Annotated in this window: 9 protein-coding genes and 1 pseudogene; 3 read left to right on the forward strand and 7 right to left on the reverse strand. The window is 71.0% G+C overall.

Annotated features, from left to right (window positions below; all coding sequences use genetic code 11):
• A pseudogene (locus tag FQY64_RS14745) lies at nucleotides 1–827 on the forward strand (M48 family metallopeptidase); the annotation flags it as partial.
• Nucleotides 828–884: 57 nt separating this feature from the next.
• Here FQY64_RS14745 and FQY64_RS06630 read toward each other — a convergent pair.
• Nucleotides 885–2,507 (reverse strand): GMC family oxidoreductase, encoded by a 1,623-nt coding sequence (locus FQY64_RS06630; protein ID WP_146473157.1) that lies wholly within the window; start codon nucleotides 2,505–2,507, stop codon nucleotides 885–887.
• 108 nt (nucleotides 2,508–2,615) lie between these two features.
• Between FQY64_RS06630 and FQY64_RS06635 the strand changes: the two genes are divergently transcribed.
• Nucleotides 2,616–3,965, forward strand: coding sequence for an NTP/NDP exchange transporter (locus tag FQY64_RS06635; protein WP_146473158.1), 1,350 nt, complete (start codon nucleotides 2,616–2,618; stop codon nucleotides 3,963–3,965).
• Nucleotides 3,966–3,968: 3 nt separating this feature from the next.
• Nucleotides 3,969–5,147, forward strand: coding sequence for an NAD-dependent epimerase/dehydratase family protein (locus tag FQY64_RS06640; protein ID WP_146473160.1), 1,179 nt, complete (start codon nucleotides 3,969–3,971; stop codon nucleotides 5,145–5,147).
• Between the two features lie 12 nt (nucleotides 5,148–5,159).
• Here FQY64_RS06640 and FQY64_RS06645 read toward each other — a convergent pair whose 3' ends face one another.
• From FQY64_RS06645 to FQY64_RS06670, 6 genes are all read right to left on the reverse strand, one after another.
• The gene (locus tag FQY64_RS06645) at nucleotides 5,160–6,593 is read right to left on the reverse strand and encodes an FAD-binding oxidoreductase (protein ID WP_186760881.1); all 1,434 of its coding nucleotides are present in this window, start codon (nucleotides 6,591–6,593) and stop codon (nucleotides 5,160–5,162) included.
• Nucleotides 6,594–6,600: 7 nt separating this feature from the next.
• Complete coding sequence (locus tag FQY64_RS06650; protein ID WP_146473164.1) at nucleotides 6,601–8,421, reverse strand: ABC transporter ATP-binding protein; 1,821 nt, start codon at nucleotides 8,419–8,421, stop codon at nucleotides 6,601–6,603.
• Between the two features lie 52 nt (nucleotides 8,422–8,473).
• Entirely contained in the window at nucleotides 8,474–11,374 is a 2,901-nt protein-coding gene (locus FQY64_RS06655; RefSeq protein ID WP_146473166.1) for a type 2 lanthipeptide synthetase LanM family protein, read from the reverse strand.
• Between the two features lie 6 nt (nucleotides 11,375–11,380).
• On the reverse strand, nucleotides 11,381–11,569 hold the full coding sequence (locus FQY64_RS06660; protein WP_146473168.1) for a DUF6229 family protein: 189 nt from the start codon (nucleotides 11,567–11,569) through the stop codon (nucleotides 11,381–11,383).
• Between the two features lie 296 nt (nucleotides 11,570–11,865).
• Nucleotides 11,866–12,324: a hotdog fold domain-containing protein gene (locus tag FQY64_RS06665; protein WP_146473170.1), complete on the reverse strand. Its 459-nt coding sequence runs from the start codon at nucleotides 12,322–12,324 to the stop codon at nucleotides 11,866–11,868.
• A gap of 222 nt (nucleotides 12,325–12,546) precedes the next feature.
• Nucleotides 12,547–15,021, reverse strand: a complete 2,475-nt coding sequence (locus tag FQY64_RS06670; protein ID WP_146473172.1) for an acyl-CoA dehydrogenase — start codon at nucleotides 15,019–15,021, stop codon at nucleotides 12,547–12,549.
• Between the last annotated feature and the right edge of the window lie 35 nt (nucleotides 15,022–15,056).

Raw genomic sequence — 15,056 nt, forward strand, 5'->3', positions numbered from 1 at the left:
GCGCCGCGCCCGTGGCGCCGGCGCAGGTGGCGGCCCGCACCGCGACGCCGGGCGCCGACGCCTGGCGCCACGCGGATGCGCTGATCGCCGCGCTGCCCGAGGCCGTGCGCGCGCCCGCGCGGCAGCCGGAGGCGGTGATGCCGGTGCTGCTGGCGTTGCTGCTGCACGAGGACGCGTCCATCGCCGAAGGCCAGCGCGCGCTCATCGCCGGGCGCCTCGGGCCGCCGACCGCCGTCGCCGCCGAACGCCTGCGCGCCGAGGTCGCCGGCCTGCATCCGTCGCTGCGCCTGCCGCTGGCGGAGCTGGCGTTCCCGGCGCTGCGCCGCCGTCCGCGTCCGGAGCTGGACGCCTTCATCGCCACCGTGGAAGCGCTGGTGCATGCCGACGGCGAGGTATCGCTGTTCGAGTACTGCCTCGGCACCCTGCTGGCGACGCAGGTGCGCGCCTATCTCGACCCGGCGCGGCACGCGCGCATCGGCCGCCGCAAGCCCGGCGACGTGCGCCGCGAGTTCGCCACCCTGCTCGCGGTGCTGGCGCAGGCCGGCAGCGCGGACGAGGCGCAGGCGCGACGCGCGTACCTGGCGGGCCTGAACCGCGTGCTGCCGCGCGACCACCTCGACTACGCGCCGCCCGCCGCGGGCGTGCGCGCGCTGGATGCGGTGTGGGAACCGCTCGACCGGCTCGATCCGCTGGCCAAGCAGGTGATGGTGGAGGCGCTGGCCGAGGCGGTGTCGCACGATGGCCGCATCACCGTTGCCGAGTCCGAACTGCTGCGCACCGTGTGCGCCGTGCTCGGCTGTCCGCTGCCGCCGCTGCTGGCGGCGTAGCGCCGGCAACGCTCCTACAGCCGCTCCGACAGCCGCGCCTACAGCCGGGCGGCCCGATCAGCCGGCAGCGCGCAGCGGCGTGCGGCCGCGGATCAGATCGGCAGCGCGCTCGGCGATCATGATCGTCGGCGCGTTGGTGTTGCCGCCGGGCAGCGCCGGCATGACCGAGGCGTCGACCACGCGCACGCCCTCCACGCCGCGCACGCGCAGTTCCGCATCGACCACCGCGCGCGCGTCCTCGCCCATCCGGCAGGTGCCGACCGGGTGGTACACGGTTTCGGCCTTGGCGCGGATGAAGGCGAGCAACTCCTCGTCGCTCGGATGCTCCTGCGACGGGTAGATCGGCGCGCCGCGGAAGGGCTCGAACGCCTTCTGCGCCAGCAGCGTCTGCGAGAGCCGCGCGCACTCCAGCATCATCCGCAGATCGAAGCCGTCCGGATCGCCGAGGTAGTTCGCCTCGATGCGGGGCTTGTCGCCGGCGCTGGCGCTGACCAGCCGGATGCGGCCGCGGCTGCGCGGGCGCAGGAAGCAGGCGTGGACGGTGAAGCCGTCGCCGGGCAGGCGATGGCGGCCGTGATCGTCGAGCATCGCCGGCACGAAATGGAACTGGATGTCCGCGCGTTCGTCGGGCGCGAGCGGCGATCGCGCGAAGCCGCCGGCCTCGGCGATGTTGCTGGTGCCCGGTCCGCGACGGCCGCGCAGGTAGTAGTCGAAAGCGATCGCGGTGTCGCTGAGACGGTCGTAGGTGATCCGCCGCGTCGCGTGCCGCACGGTGCAGATGTCCAGATGGTCCTGCAGGTTGGCGCCCACCTCGGGCGCGTCGACCACCGTTTCGATGCCGAGCCGCCGCAGCTCGCCGGCCGGGCCGATGCCCGACAGCATCAGCAGTTGCGGCGAGTTGATCGCGCCGCCGCACACCAGCACCTCGCGCGCGGCCGGAGCGTGGAACGCGCGGCCGCGATGCACGTAGGCCACGCCGGTCGCGCGTCCGCGTTCGAAGGTGATGCGCGAAGCGTGCGCGCCGGTAAGCACGGTGAGGTTGCGGCGCCCGCGCGCCGGCTGCAGGTAGGCCACCGCCGCCGAACAGCGCGCACCGTCCTTCTGCGTCACCTGATAGAGGCCGACGCCGAGCTGGTTCGGCCCGTTGAAATCGTCGTTGCGCGGCAGGCCGGCCTGCTCGCCCGCCTCGACGAACACGTGCGAAAGCGGATTGACGTAGCGCAGGTCCGACACGTACAGCGGGCCGTCGGCGCCGTGCAGCGCATCGGCGCCGCGCTGGTTGCGCTCGGCGCGGATGAAATACGGCAGCACGCCCGCCCAGTCCCAGCCGCGCGCGCCGGCCTGCGCCCACGCGTCGTAGTCGCGCGGCACGCCGCGGATGTAGCACATCGCGTTGATCGAGCTGGAGCCGCCCAGCACCTTGCCGCGCGGCCACCACAGCACGCGGTTGTCCAGTTGCGGTTCGGGCGCGGTGACGTAGTCCCAGTTCACGCCCTTCTTGCCGACCAGCTTGGCGAGGCCGGCGGGCATGTGGATGAACGGATGCCAGTCGCGCGGGCCCGCCTCCAGCAGCAGCACGTTGACGTCCGGGTCCTCGCTGAGCCGGTGGGCCAGCACGCAGCCGGCCGAGCCGGCGCCGACGATGATGTAGTCGTAGACCACGGGGCGGGCGGAAGGCATCGGCGGACCGTAAGCCCGCGGGATAGAGCAAATGCTCGGGGGCCGACGTCCGGCGCTGGCACCTGCACGGCGCGTCCGCTAACGTGCGCGCACCCTCGCGGAGCCCGCATGAGCACGCAGCCCGAACTTTCCCGCAGCGCGCGGCCCTGGACGGCATTGCAGGCGCATCTCGGCGACGCCGCGTTGTGGTGGGCGGCGCTGTACTTCTTCTCCCTGCTCACCGGCTACTACGTGCTGCGGCCGGTGCGCGACGCGATGGGCGCCTCCGCCGATGCCGCCGCGATCTTCCCGCGCGCCTGGCTGGAGTGGGCGCAGCGGCGCGGGTTCGAGCTGGGCGATTTCACCCTGCAGTTGCTGTTCACCGGAACCTTCGTGTCGATGCTGCTGCTGCAGCCGGTGTACGGCTGGCTGGTGTCGCGCCATCCGCGGCGGGTGTTCCTGCCGGCGGTGTACGGCGTGTTCATCGCCTGCCTGCTCGCGTTCTACTGGGCGTTCGACCGCGACGTCACCGGCCGCGGCGCCGCGTTCTTCGTCTTCATCGCGGTGTTCAACCTGTTCGCGGTGAGCGTGTTCTGGAGCTACATGGCCGACGTGTTCGACAACGAACACGCCAAGAAGGTCTACGGCTACATCGGCGCCGGCGGCACGGTCGGCGCCATGCTCGGGCCGCTGCTGACGCGCACGCTGGTCGAGCGCATCGGCGTGGGCAACCTGCTGCTGGTGTCGGCGTCGTTCCTCGCCGTGTGCCTGGTGTGCATCGTCCGCCTGCGGCCGTGGGCGCTGCGCCGCGAGCGCGCAGCGGGCGATGCGCGCGACGGGCGCGCGATGGGCGGCTCCGTGCTTGCCGGATTGCGGCTGGTGTGGGAGCGCCCGCTGCTGCGCGCGATCGCGCTGCTGATGTTCTTCGGCATTGGCGTTGGCACCATGCTCTACAACGAACAGGCCGCCATCGCGCGCCGGTTCTACGTCGACGACGAGGCGCGGACGGCGTACTACGCCAACATCGATCTGGCCATCAACCTGCTGACGCTGACGGTGCAGGTGCTGCTGACGCGCTGGCTGTTGCGTCGCTTCGGCGTGGGGCCGCTGCTGCTGATTCCGGGCTTCGCGGTGTTGCTCGGCTTCGCGCTGCTGTCCGCATCGCCCTTGCCGGTGCTGGTGGCGGTGGTGCAGATCGTCACCCGTTCCAGCGAGTTCTCGCTCAACAAGCCGGCGCGCGAGACGCTCTACACCCGCGTCGACCGCGAGTCGCGCTACAAGGCGAAGGCGGTGATCGACACCGCCGTGTACCGCGGCGCCGATCTCACGTTCGTGTGGGCGCACAAGGCGGTCGCGGCGCTCGGCTCCTCGGCGGTGTTCCTGTTCGGAACGCTGCTCGCCGCCGGCATGACCTTCGGCGCATGGCGCGTGGTGCGGGCGCAGCGCACGCTGCCGTCCTCGCCGGTCGAACGGAGCTGAGCCATGACCACCCGCCGTGACGTGCTCGCCGCCGGAATCGCCGCGGCGGGGCTGCTGTCCCTGGGCACCCTGCCGGTCGCCCGCGCGCGCAAGGCGAAGCGGCTGAAGATCCTGGTGCTCGGCGGCACCGGCTTCCTCGGGCCGCAGTTCGTGGAAGCGGCGCGCGCGCGCGGCCACACGCTCACCCTGTTCAACCGCGGCAAGACCAACCCGGACCGTTTCGCGGGCGAGGACTACCGCGACATCGAACAGCTCCACGGCGACCGCAAGACCGATCTCTCCGCGCTGGAAGGCAAGCGCCGGTGGGACGCGGTGCTGGACACCTCCGCCTACATCCCGGCGGACGTGACGCGCTCGGCGCGCCTGCTGGCCCCGCGCGTCGGCCAGTACCTGCTGATCTCGACCATCTCGGTCTACGCCCGCAACGACAAGCCGGGCATGGACGAATCGGCGCCGCTGATCGTGCTGCCGGACCCGACCGTCACCCAGGTGACCGGCGAGACCTACGGCGGCCTCAAGGCGCTGTGCGAGCAGGCCGCCGAGGCCGAACTGCCCGGACGCACCACCGTCGTCCGGCCCGGGCTGATCGTCGGTCCCGGCGATCCGACCGACCGCTTCACCTACTGGCCGGCGCGCGCCGACCGCGGCGGCGAGATCCTCGCGCCCGGCACGCCGCAGGATCCGACCCAGTTCATCGACGTTCGCGATCTCGCCGGATTCCTCGTCCACCTGATCGAGACGCGCACGACCGGCACGTTCAACGCCGATGCGGCACCCGGCACGCTGAGCATGGGCGCGGTGCTGGAGACGTGCCGGAAGGTCGCGCGCGACATGAACGCGATCCGGTGCGTGCGCGCGCCCTGCGAACAACCGGCCGGCGCTTCCTCCACCCTCACCTGGGTGCCGGCCGATTTCCTCGACGCGCACAAGGTGGCCCCGTGGCAGGACATGCCGATCTGGATTCCGGCGCGAGGCGACTACGCGGGCTTCGGCCGTGTCAGCACCGCGAAGGCGCAGGCCGCGGGACTGCGTTACCGCTCGCTGGAGGAGACCGTCCGCGCCACCCTGGCGTACTGGCGTTCGCTGCCGGCGGAGCGCCGCGCCAAACCGAAGGCCGGCCTGTCCCCCGGGCGCGAGGCCGAGGTGCTCAAGGCCTGGCATGCGCGCGGCGGAGCGGCCTGATTCCAGCGCAGCTCAGACGCCAGCCGCCTCGCTCGCCGGCGACGGCGCGGTGGCGGTCTCGATGGACTGCGGGTGTCGGAACGCGCCATCCGGATCGTAACGTTGCTTGATCGCCTGCAGCCGGGGGTAATGCGTGCCGTAGTAGGCGCGTCGCCATGTCGCCAGCGAGCGCTCGGCGTACCCTTGGTAGGCGTGACCGTTGGCGTGAGCGGAAAGCGCGGCATGCGATGCCTCGCACCAGCGGCGCGCCTCCGCGCGCAGCGCTTCAGTGGCGCGCGCGCCCGTGTACGCCGTGTGCCTGACCAGCATGCGCGCGTGGCGATGGATGAACGCGCCGTCGGATCCGGTCGCGTAGGCGCCGCCCCACGGCACCAGTTCGATCTCGCGGTGCAGCGCATACGCACGCGCCGAGCGGAGCGCATCGATGCAGGCATCGAGCGCGGGGCGTTCGACAAGACGGTCGAAGAAATGCGATCGCGTCACTTGGAAGCCATGCGTACGGAACGGACGGCTCGGTTGCCAGGCGGGCTTGCCCGCGTGGTCGAGCAGCCCCGCGGCATAGGCCGCCACGTCGTTCGCACCCATGCGCCACGTTCGAAGGCGGGACGACAGCGGGCCCAGCGCCGCGATCAGCGCATCGTGGACCTCGCGCTGCGGACCGTCGTGGAAGATCAGTCCGTGAAGCTGGGCGATGCAGGCGACGTCGGGATCGTCAGGCGCAACGAGCGCGAGCGCAAGGTTGGCGCAAGCCGGAGCGTCGGGCGCGAAGCGCTGCCACCGCTGCACCAGCTCGGCCGCAAGCCCGATCGGCCACGTGCCGAGGCATGCGGTCGCTTCGGGCACGTCGTGCACGGCCATTTCCAGCGAGGTAACCACGCCGAAGCCGGCGGCTCCTGCGCCGCGCAGCGCCCAGAACAGCTCCGGATGCGTATGCGCCGACGCATCGACGGCGCTGCCATCAGCCAGGACGACGCGAAAGCCTCGGACGCGGTCCGCCGCCAGGCCGTTGCGCCGTCCGAACATTCCGAACCCGCCGACCAGCGACAGTCCGCCGATCGCCACGGTGGGGCACCCTCCGGTGGGAACGGCAAGGCCCGAGGGCGACAACGCGGGCACCAGATGTTCACCGCACGCACCCGGGCCCAGGCGCACGCGGCGCTCCCCGTCGCGCATGCACGGTTCGATCGTGCGCATCGCGCCGAGGTCGATGATGGCGTGGGCGGAATGGGAGAAGTCGGCGAAGCAGTGTCCTCCGCTGCGGACGGCGAAGTCGCCGCCATGCGCGCGAACGAACGCGATCGCCTCGCGTACGTCCTCCTCGCTGCGGCAACGGATCAGCGCTTCGGGCGCCGCCAGCGTCTGGTCGGCGCTGAACTGCTTGAACGCATGGGCGATGTCCGCCTCCTCCGGCAGCACCACGCGGCCAGCCAGCCGGCGGGCGAGCATGCTCCAATCAGGCATCGGCGCACTCCGACGCGAGGTCGTGCAGCCGTGCCTGCAGGCGGTAGAGCTCGGCGTACCGGCCGTTCGCGCGCAGCAGCTCCTCGTGGCTGCCTTGCTCGACCAGCCGGCCGCGGTCGAGCATGAAGATGCGGTCGGCGTTGCGCACGCTCGCCAGGCGGTGGGTGATCAGGATGACCGTCCGCTGCCGGGCGAGCCGGCGCAGGCTCTCGTACACCGCATGCTCCGCCTTCGGATCGAGCGGTGCGGTCGGCTCGTCCCAGATCACCAGCGGGGCGTCGCGGTACAGCCCGCGCGCGACGGCCAGCCGCTGCCATTGGCCGCTGGACAGATCCTGGCCGCCCTGGAATTCCCGGCACAGCAGCGTGTCCCAGCCGTGCGGCAGCATCTCGACGACTTCCGCGGCCCGCGACTCCTCGGCCGCGGCCAGCAACGCGGTACGTTCGGGATCGCAACGCTCCGGGCGGCCCAGGCGCACGTTCTGTTCCGCGCTCCGCGGCCACCGGATCGGGTGCTGCTGGACCAGGGCGACCCGATCGGCGCGCGCGGCCGGATCGATCCGCGCGACATCGGTACCCGCCCACAGCACGCGTCCGCCATCGGCCCGGTAGAGCCCGGCGATCAGCTTGGCCAGGGTGGATTTGCCGGAGCCGTTCTCGCCCACCAGCGCCACGGTCTGGCCCGGTTCGATGGCGAGCGATACCTCTTCCAGCGCGCACCGCGTCGCGCCCGGGTAACGGAACGACACGCGCTCGAGTTCGATCCGCCCCGGCATGCGCGGCGCCGGCTCGCCGTCGGGTTCGCGCTGCTGCGCTGCATCGCGTACGAACTCGGCGTAGTCGCTGATGTACAGCGCCTTCTCGATCATCTCGTTGCCCGCTCGAACCAGTTGCGCCATCGCTGCGGACGTCGTGCGCAGCGCGATCGCCGCGGTGCCGGCGAGCGCCAGATCGAGCCATCCCTTGCCCAGCATCAGTCCGAGCCAGGCGAAGGTCAGCGCCAGGCCCACGCCGGTGGCGAAGCGTCCGGCCATCGTGAAGCGCGCTTCGCTCAGGCCGAGCGCGACCATGTGGCGTTCGAGCGCGACGGCGCTCGTGCGGTATTCCGCGATCAGGTAGTCCTGGGTGCGGTTGGCGCGGATCTCCGCGGCCGCTTCGCGCTGGGTCGCCAGCTCGGCCAGCATCTGCACACGTCGCATCAATGCGATCGTGGTCGGCATCGCCTCGTACTGCAGGCGCGCGGCGTGGAAGGCCGCCCATCCTTCCGGCAGCGCGGCGAAGAACAGGGCGAGCGGCAGCGTGGGATGCAGCAGGAACAGCGCGACCACCGCGCCGGCGAGCACGGCGCAGGCGCCCGCCATGTCCATCAACGCCGAGGCGGTGCCTTCGAAATGCATGATCCCGCGGTCGCGCGCGCGGTGCAGCCGGTCGTAGAACCCGGCGTCCTCGAAACATGCCAGATCGGCGCGCAGCGCGGCCGCGTAAAGACGCTCCTCCGCGTGCCGGCGGACCGCCGGCACAATGTGGGCCTGCGCCGCTTTGGTCACGCCGTCGAGCGCGATATGCAGCCCGTAAAGCGCAGCCACGGTGGCGATGGCCGGCATGGCGCCGCGCAGGCCATCGGCGATGCCGGCAGCCGCGAGCAGTTGCGAGAGCACCCGGTTCGCCCCCATGAGCATCGCCGCCAGCGCGGCCGCCGACCCTAGCTGCCCGAGTGCGACCAGCAGCGAAGCGCGCGGTGCCGCATGGCGGATCGCGCTGGCGATCGGACCTGCGGCCAGCGTCAGCCGGCGGATCACCTGCATCAGCGTCATGCGCCGGTCGGCAGGTTCGATACGCCAATAGGGCGTTTCCAGCCCGACGGTGTCAGACGAGTCGCTCAGACGACCTCCCGGGAGCAAGCATCGAAGGCAGATCGCTGTCCGGATGCATGCGCAGCAACTGGTAGGCGATCCCGCCCACGCCCGGCAGCAGCCCGGGCGACAGTACGTCGCGCACGAAGCCGCTGCAGGGACCGTGGTCCTCGATGCTGGTGAGGATGTCGGCTTCCAGCGCAGCCCGTGTATGTCCTGGAGGCAGCAGTCCGCGACGGTCGGCTTCGCGCAGCAGCTCCCACGCGCCGAGATCGCCGTGGCAGAGCGTGTGGTTCCAGCCGAGGCCGCGCCGGAGCGTGCACGCGACGGCATCCTGCAGCATCTTCTCGGTAGTCGGATCGTCCAGGCGGGGATCCAGATCGAGGCGGGCCAACCCGATGCCCACCGCGCCATGGCACCACGCCGCCGAGTAGCGCGCATCCGGCGGCACGTCGGGGCCGTCGTTGCGCATGTCCAGCCATGCGCGCTCGTCGGCATCGTACAGCCGCTGCTCGAAACGGAATGCCGCGTCGGCGAGCGTCAGCGCGTCCGCGTCGCCGAGCGTGCGCGCCAGATGCGTCAGTGCCCAGCCGATGCCCGTCGTGCCGTGGGCGAAGCCGCCGACTCCGTTCGGCCACTGCGACGTAGGCCAGTACGCGGCGTCCCCATCGAACGTCGCGGCGTTGCGCAGGTGCTCGGCGAGCATGCGTGCGATCGGCAGGAGCCCATGATCGCCGGTGCGTTCGAACAGGGCGAGCAGCGGCACGATGCAGCCGGCGGCGCCGCCGAGGACGTCGAAGTGGCGGTCGTGGCGGAGCACGCCGGGAACCAGCGATGCGAGACGCCGTGCGCGTTCGATGTCCTCGGGCGTGGCCGCGCCGAGCCGTTCGAGCAGCAGCAGGCTGGCGATCTGCGAGCCCAGACCGATGTATCCACCCACTTGCGGCGGCCGCATGCGGACGTGTGCGGCCATGTTGTCGAGCAGCTTGCGCTGGGCGTTGCGCAGCGTGCGCAGACAACCGTCCAGCAGCGACTCCAGTTGCGGAAGCGGCTCCGCACGGCCGGCGCGTCCCTCGTGCAGATAGGCCGCGGTCAGCACGGCGATGCCGGAGATGCCGCTGTACAGCTCGGCGTCCAGCGGCTGGACCGACCAGCCGGCGGGATTGAGCGAGGGCGCGATCCAGGTGGCCGTGCCGTCCTCGCCGCGGATCGCCTCGTCGAGGATCGACCGCATGATCGCGAGTGCCGCGCCGCGACGGCGATGCTCGTGCTCGTCGGTGCGCGGCGGGCCTGCGCGCAGGCGCTCTTCGGTCGGCGTCCAGCCGTCGTTGAGGTACGCGCTGACCAGCGAAGCGCGGATGACCTTGCGATCGAGCGCCTCGTCGCCTGCGCGCCAGCAGGCCAACGCTTCTTCGACACGGTCGGCGGCGGCGAGCCAATGCGTTCCGCCGGGCCCGTCCAGCCGGCCGTGCGCGGCGATGCACGAGAAATAGGGGATGTCGCCCGTCTCCAGCTCGTCGATCTCGGCTTCGATCACCTCGGCCGCTGCGGGTGCGAGTGCGACGTTACCGGCCATCTGAGTGAGCAGCTCGCGCGCCTTCGCGCGCGCGGAGGCCTCGTCGTGCAGCGAGATCGGATGCCAGAGCATGCGTCCCAGCTCCGCATAGACCTCGGTGGCGCGCACGACCACGCGCACGCGGCAGTCGGCGAACGGCTCCAGCATGGGCGCGAGACGGCCGCTGCGGTCGAGCGCGCGAAGCGCCGCCGTCATCTCGTCGAAGCCGTGCAGGACTTCGGGCCAATGCTTCGCCAACGCGGGCGCCGGGCTGGGATGGTTCAGCGCGGGCGGCAGCGGAACGAGCGCAGTGCCGATCCGCGCCTGGTCGGTGCCGGCATCGAGAATGGTGGGAACGGGGACGCGGGGTTGCTCGCCGGGCAGCATGCCGAGCGCCGAGCCGTCGATTCCGCGCCACCCGAGCCCCAGACCGCGCCCCGGCAACAACCCGACCGTGAGGACCGAGCGCGCCAGGCGCTCGCTTGCCGCATCCGGAGCCGCGCCCAAGCCGGTCGGCTTCTGCGGGATCACGGGTGTGAACAGCGTTTCGCAATCGACCACCACCGCCTGTGCGCCCCGGGCGATCAGGTTCTCGGCATGGAGGTCGCTGCCGCCGAGCAGGCGCATCAGCGCCAGCCAGTGGCCGATGCTGCGGTAGAACAGCGGCAGCTCGTGCGCCTCCGCGAAACGGTGACGGACGAACTCGCACCAGCCGTGATCGGTTCCTTCGAGCACGTCGGGGACATAGGCGCCGGTCGCGAGTCCGGCAACGCCCGCAATGGTCGCGACGAAGGCCTTGAGCGACGCGTCCACGCGCAGCGAGCGCGGCTTGTACACCAGACGCGCGCCGTCCTCGCCATCCACGATCGCGACCGTCCTCCCCGCGCAATGGCTGTCGCCCGCGCCGAAACCCAGTCCGGCAAGGCGTGCGCCGAATCCCAGCGTCGCCAGCCGCGCGCGATCGTTGGCCAGGTGCCGCGCGAACCGCGCCGAAGCGGCGCAGCGGTTGGCCACGATGCGCGAGACCCGCGCACGCATCGTCGGGTAATGCGGCTCTATCGCGCGCCAGAAGCCGGGCTCCGCCGAGCGCGCGAGGAAGCAGGTCCAGCGCTCCTGCGGGGAGACGCCGTCCAACCGGCCACCCGCGCGCGCGGCGTGCAGTTCGGTGATGAGCAGCCGACACAGCTTGGCGTGCAGCACCCCCGCGAGCGACTCGCGCGTGGCTTCGAGGACGACCTCGCGTTCCGTATCGTGCAGGCCGGCAACGGATGAGAGCTGGGCTGCCAGCTCGTCCAGCGAGGACGAGTACAGGCAGCCCAGCGATACGTCAAAGCTGCCGGCGTCGGATACCGACGCCATGGACGATCAGCAGCACTGACGCGTGCGCGACCACGTGCAGGCCGTTCCGCACTGGCCGCTGCCGTTCCACGTCTCGCACACGATGTCGGCTTCGGCGAATTCGCCGCTGGTGAACAGCGGGCCGGCCGGATGATGGACGTCCGCGCCGGAGCGCCAGTCGGCGGTCAGTTCGACGTTCTGCGTGGCATTGCTCATTTCAGTTCTCCTTCACTGCAGGGTGGATGGACGAGCGTGCCGCGATGCACCTTCCGGATGGCGCAACTACGAAAGACGAGGAAGCTGTGGTCAGTTGGCCGCGGAGGCAGACCTGGCACGCGGGCGACCGTAGGAAGCCTGCATCGCGGCCGTCAAGCGACGTTGTGGCCCGGCGGACGTGCGTCACGGTTTCACGGCTTTTGCATGCGGGCGCAGTACCGCTCGTTATGCACGCGTGAAGGAATCGGGCCGTGAGGTGCTGCCGTGCAGCACGGCGCTGCGCGCAGAACTCGTTCCTACGACCGCTTCGGCGTCACCCACAGCGCGATCCGTGCGCGCATCACCGCTTCGCCGGCGCGGTCGGTGATCTCCACGCGCACCGGCAGGTCGTAGCCGGTGTCGGCCATGCGCGCCTCGGCTTCGGGCACCGCTTCCGCGCGCATCTCGCCGACGGCTTTCTTGAGGTAGGCCACGGTCATGCCCTTCGGGATCCAGCGCATGCCGGCCGGCAGCGTCGCTTCGGCCATCACTCCGGCGGCGAGCTCGGCGAGATTGCACAGCGCGATCGCATGCACGGTGCCGAGGTGGTTGGTGACCCGTCGCCGATGGCGCAGGCTCGCCACGCAGCGGCCGGGTTCCAGCACATCGAACCGCGGGCGGATGGTCGAGAAATAGGGCGCCTTGAAGCAGATCGCGCGTGCGAACAGCCACGGGCCCCACTTGCGGTACAGGCGCAGGACGGCAGGTTCGGTCATGAGCGGCTCAACGCAGCAGGGGCCAGGCGAACAGGGCGGCGCCGATCCCGAACAGCGCGCGTGATCGCACGCGTGGCCGGCGAGCTGCGCGCAAGATCCTCGCGCCAGCGGAACAGGCGCCGGAACGCCATGTGAAACAAGGCGAACCCGACGCTGTGCGGCCCGCACAGGACCAGGATCGCCGTGTCGCTCATCGCGCGCCGGCCGTACGCGTCGGCAGCGTCAGGCGGCCTGGGCGCGGCGCTCGTCCAGCCGCTGCAGCACGTAGCCGGCCGAACGCAGTTCCTCGCTGTCGAAATCGTCCACGCTGATGGTGTCGAGCGTCATCGCGCGCAGTTCCTCGAGCTGCCGGCGCTCGTCCGCCGTGATCCAGCCCTCGCGCACGGCTTCATCGAGCTGCGCATTGAAGTCGAGCGCGCCGATGTCGCGCGACTTGATCGCCTTCTGGAACTTGCGTTCCACCGGCTCGGCCAGGATCACCTTCTGCAGATAGCCGTTGATGCGACCGGCCGGGTTGTTGGCGCACGGCGTCAGGAACACGCCTTCGCCGAGGCGGTCGCGCGCCTCGTTCGGCGACATCAGCAGGGACGCCACCTTGTGGCCGAGACGGTCGCTCGGCGCTTCCGCACGACGGCCCCACGGGAACACCAGCAGCCACATCAGCCAGCCGGCCGGACGCACGGGGAAGTTGCGCAGCGCCGCCGAGAACGCCTCCTCGATCTTGTGGAAGCTGTGGAACATCGTCCACGCCAGCAGCGGACGATCGGCTTCCGGCCGGCCTTGGTCCTCGTAGCGCTTGAGGATGGCGCTGGCCATGTAGAGATGGCTGAGCACGTCGCCGAGGCGGCCGGACAGCGATTCCTTGAACTTCAGCTTGCCGCCCAGCAGCAGCATCGACGTGTCCGCGCACAGCGCCAGCGCCGCCGAGTAACGATCGAGCTTGCGGTAGAAGCGGCGGGTGTAGGCATCGCCGGGCGCGGCGCCGAGCTTGCTGCCGGTCAGGCCGTACCACCAACTGCGCACCGCGTTGGAGATCGCAAAGCCGATGTGGCCGAACAGGTTCTTGTCGAACTCGCGCAGGCGCTCGCGCGGATCCGGCAGCGTCGCCGCCTTCATCTCCTTCAGCACCCACGGATGGCACAGGATCGCGCCCTGGCCGAAGATCATCAGCGAGCGCGTCATGATATTCGCGCCTTCCACCGTGATCATGATCGGCGCCGCCTGCCAGCTCCGGCCGAGGTAATTGCGCGGGCCGAGGATGATGCCCTTGCCGCCGTGGATGTCCATCGCGTCCTTGGCGATCTCGCGACCCATCTCGGTGCAGTGGTACTTGGCGATGGTCGAGGGCACGGCCGGCAGCTCGCCGCGCGTCACCGCCGCGGCCGCCGCCTCGGCGAGCGCGCTGGTCGCGTACGCGTAGCCGCCGATCCGCGCCAGCGCTTCCTCCACGCCTTCGAAGCGGCCGACCGACAACCCGAACTGCTTGCGGATGCGCGCGTACGCGCCGGTCACCAGCGCGCCCATCTTGCCGCCGCCGCTGGCGGTGGAGGGCAGGGTGATCGAGCGGCCGATCGACAGGCATTCGACCAGCATCTGCCAGCCCTTGCCGGCATAGGCGGGCCCGCCGATCAGTTGGCTCAGCGGAATGAACACCTCGCGGCCGTGGATCGGACCGTTCTGGAACGGGGAGTTGAGCGGGAAGTGGCGGCGGCCGATCTCCACGCCCGGCGTGTCGCGCGGCACCAGCGCCAGCGTGATGCCGATGTCGCGCTTGTCGCCGAGCAGGCCGTCCGGGTCGTACATGCGGAACGCCAGACCGATCAGGGTCGCGACCGGGGCGAGCGTGATGTAGCGCTTGTCGAAGGTGAGCTTGACGCCGAGCACGCGCTGGCCGTTCCACTCGCCCTCGCAGACGATGCCGTAGTCGGGAATCGAGGTCGCGTCCGAGCCCGCCCACGGACCGGTCAGGCCGAAGCACGGCACCTCGCGGCCGTCGGCCAGCCGCGGCAGGTAGTAATCCTTCTGCTCCTGCGTGCCGTAATGCATCAGAAGCTCGCCCGGACCGAGCGAGTTCGGCACGCCGACGGTGGAGCTGAGCACGCTCGACACCGACGCCAGCTTCTGGATCACCTTGTGGTTGGCGAGCGCCGAGAAGCCGAGGCCGCCGTACTCCTTCGGAATGATCATCCCGAAGAACTTGTGCTTCTTGACGTACTCCCAGATGTGCGGGGGCAGGTCGGCGTCGACGTGGGTGATCTCCCAGTCGTTGGTCATCCGGCAGACCTCCTCCACCGGGCCGTCCAGGAACGCCTGTTCCTCGGCGGTGAGCGTCGGCTTGGGCTGCGACAGCAGGCGGTTCCAGTCCGGCTTGCCGGAGAACAGCTCGCCCTCGAAGCCGACCGTGCCGGCCTCCAGCGCCACCCGCTCGGTCTCCGACAGCGGCGGCAGGATCTTCGTGTAGAAGCCCAGCAGCGGACGGGTGACCAGCGCGCGGCGCACCGGCCCGATCATCAGCGGCACGGCGACGACGGCGACCAGGATCGCGGCCACCGCCGTCGCGGTCGGGTTCGCGCCGAGCAGCCAGCAGGCGGCCAGCGCGACCGCGGTCAGGCCGGCCCAGACCGGCAGGCGCAGGCGGTGGTAGGCGCAGAAAGCCCCGATCAGCAGCAGGGCGAGGAATGGCACGGCGAAGGTCATGGCGGCGCTCCCGATGGGGTCGAGGGGCGGACGCG

The organism is Vulcaniibacterium thermophilum, from assembly GCF_007923255.1.
Lineage (GTDB): Bacteria > Pseudomonadota > Gammaproteobacteria > Xanthomonadales > Xanthomonadaceae > Lysobacter_F > Lysobacter_F thermophilum.

Coding starts and splice junctions, on each gene's coding strand:
- FQY64_RS06630 (WP_146473157.1), bottom strand. CDS start 2,507: ATGCCTTCCGCCCGCCCCGTGGTCTACGACTACATCATCGTCGGCGCC.
- FQY64_RS06635 (WP_146473158.1), top strand. CDS start 2,616: ATGAGCACGCAGCCCGAACTTTCCCGCAGCGCGCGGCCCTGGACGGCA.
- FQY64_RS06640 (WP_146473160.1), top strand. CDS start 3,969: ATGACCACCCGCCGTGACGTGCTCGCCGCCGGAATCGCCGCGGCGGGG.
- FQY64_RS06645 (WP_186760881.1), bottom strand. CDS start 6,593: ATGCTCGCCCGCCGGCTGGCTGGCCGCGTGGTGCTGCCGGAGGAGGCG.
- FQY64_RS06650 (WP_146473164.1), bottom strand. CDS start 8,421: ATGACGCTGATGCAGGTGATCCGCCGGCTGACGCTGGCCGCAGGTCCG.
- FQY64_RS06655 (WP_146473166.1), bottom strand. CDS start 11,374: ATGGCGTCGGTATCCGACGCCGGCAGCTTTGACGTATCGCTGGGCTGC.
- FQY64_RS06660 (WP_146473168.1), bottom strand. CDS start 11,569: ATGAGCAATGCCACGCAGAACGTCGAACTGACCGCCGACTGGCGCTCC.
- FQY64_RS06665 (WP_146473170.1), bottom strand. CDS start 12,324: ATGACCGAACCTGCCGTCCTGCGCCTGTACCGCAAGTGGGGCCCGTGG.
- FQY64_RS06670 (WP_146473172.1), bottom strand. CDS start 15,021: ATGACCTTCGCCGTGCCATTCCTCGCCCTGCTGCTGATCGGGGCTTTC.